The sequence below is a fragment of the Ruegeria sp. AD6 genome (genome assembly GCF_056542325.1).
The window spans coordinates 1-1,346 of the sequence record NZ_JBQFZQ010000032.1 but is presented as its reverse complement, the minus strand read 5'-3'; the positions used below and the strand labels follow the sequence as shown (position 1 = coordinate 1,346).

2 protein-coding genes are annotated in these 1,346 nt (G+C 56.7%); both read right to left on the bottom strand.

From position 1 onward, the window contains the following. A partial coding sequence (locus ACR0KJ_RS19425) for a winged helix-turn-helix transcriptional regulator (protein WP_480627456.1) occupies positions 1 to 220 on the bottom strand: 220 nt, incomplete at its 3' end. A 54-nt stretch (positions 221 to 274) separates the two neighbouring features. Next, positions 275 to 1,032, bottom strand: a protein-coding gene (locus ACR0KJ_RS19420; RefSeq protein WP_480506179.1) for an IS5 family transposase whose coding sequence is annotated in 2 segments (ribosomal slippage) — positions 275 to 708 and positions 708 to 1,032 — 759 coding nt in all. Because the reading frame shifts where the segments join, the coding sequence is not laid out codon by codon here. Positions 1,033 to 1,346 lie beyond the last annotated feature (314 nt).

The following is a 1,346-nucleotide window of genomic DNA, read 5'->3' as shown; positions in this document are numbered from 1 at the left end:
TGGCGCCGTCTTCCACGCGTTCCAGTAGCCCGTGTTCCTGCATTTCCTTCAACCGCTTTGTCAGCAGGGTCGGCGAGACCCCAGGAAGCCCGCGCTTAATCTCATTGAATCGGGTTGAGCCGCCCCAAAGCTCACCCAGGATTTGGATTGTCCAGCGCGGCATGAGAATTTCGCATGCCTTCGAGGTGGGGCAGTATAGGCCATAGGGTTTGGCTGCCATGCTCTGACGCTCCTGAACGGTAATCATAAGCTCGTTACAGTTTAGGGTCAGGATTCATAACCAATATATGACGAGAGCGGCGAGCGCGATGGCCGAGAGGAAGACCTTTGGGGATCGGTCATAGCGTGTTGCCACGCGCCGCCAATCCTTGAGCCTGCCGAACATGATCTCGATGCGGTTGCGCCGTTTGTATAGCCGCTTGTCGTATTTGACTGGAGCCTTGCGCTTCTTCCGGCCAGGGATGCAGGCGCGTATCCCTTTGTCTTTTAACGCATCCCTGAACCAGTCGGCGTCATAGCCGCGGTCTCCGAGTAGCCAGTCGACTTTTGGCAGACTGCTGAGTAACGCCCGTGCGCCGGTGTAATCGCTGACCTGCCCGGCAGTGACGAATAGATTAAGCGGCCGCCCCTGGCTGTCGCAGATGGCGTGCAGCTTCGTGTTCATGCCACCCTTGGTCCGACCAATCAGGCGTCCACGCCCCCCTTTTTCGCGGCCATGCTGGTCGCGGTGCGGTGGGCCTTTAGATACGTCGCGTCGATCATCACGGTCTTTTCCTCGCCATGTTCGGCGGCCAGGCCGACCATCATCCGCGCGAAGATGCCTTTCTCGCTCCATCGTTTCCACCGGCTGTACAGCGTCTTATGCGGTCCGTATTCCTTGGGAGCGTCGCGCCAGCGCAACCCGTTGCGATTGACGAAGATAATCCCGCTCAGCACTCTCTTGTCATCGACCCGTGGCTTGCCGTGCGACTTCGGGAAGAAAGGGGAAAGCCTGGCCATCTGCTCGTCGGTCAGCCAGTAAAGGTCGCTCATATCACCACTCCATTTTAGAAGCCGTGAATCACGCAGCGCGTTGAAAATCAATGCGTCCTGACCCTAGATCGCCTCCTGGAAGGCCTGGATCACCGAATACTACCTGAGTCCAGTATTTTAACGTGTTACGCGATACGATGTACTTTGGGTTCTTTGGAAATGCGTCGGCCGCGAATTTTCAACGGTGTCACAGTTACAGACCTCCTGTGGACGCCTGTAACTGTGACCTTGCTATCGAAGCAAGCTACGCTTTCTGTCAAAACTCCACCACGGCGCGGATGGATTCCCCTTTGTGCATCAGATCAAAACCTTCG